We start from the raw sequence: 362 nt of genomic DNA, 5'->3' as shown, positions 1-362 counted from the left end.
CTTAGATGCTGCTGCGGCTCCTTTTATCGCAGCATTTAATGCCAACAGTCCTCAGGGCATGGCATGGGCAAAAAATCTCGTATCGCATTTAGAAAACGGCGTGATTGACGACGCTACGCTCAATTTTACCAGCGAGCAAATTGCTCGGATTCGTGTATCAGATGAAGGTCAAGAAGGCCTTAATGCTTTCTTTGAAAAACGTACGCCAACATGGCAAACCGCTAAATCTGATCCACAAGGAGCCCAATAATGTTTACCAAATTACTGATTGCTAACCGTGGTGAAATTGCTTGCCGTATTATTAAAACGGCTCAAACCATGGGTGTTCGCACCATAGCCCTTTATTCCGATGCAGACAAAGA

1 protein-coding gene and 1 pseudogene are annotated in these 362 nt (G+C 44.8%); both read left to right on the top strand.

The genetic code is table 11. The annotated features are described in order from the left end of the window. Positions 1-250 (top strand): annotated as a pseudogene (locus AAEY78_RS12370) (enoyl-CoA hydratase/isomerase family protein); the annotation flags it as partial. Further along, a partial coding sequence (locus AAEY78_RS12365) for a biotin carboxylase N-terminal domain-containing protein (RefSeq protein WP_352339638.1) occupies positions 250-362 on the top strand: 113 nt, incomplete at its 3' end. The pseudogene AAEY78_RS12370 and the gene AAEY78_RS12365, both read left to right, overlap by 1 nt.

Source organism: Psychrobacter sp. 16-MNA-CIBAN-0192 (assembly GCF_040309565.1).
GTDB lineage: Bacteria > Pseudomonadota > Gammaproteobacteria > Pseudomonadales > Moraxellaceae > Psychrobacter.
The sequence above is the reverse complement of the archived record's forward strand: the minus strand, read 5'-3'. Positions and strand labels throughout refer to the sequence as shown.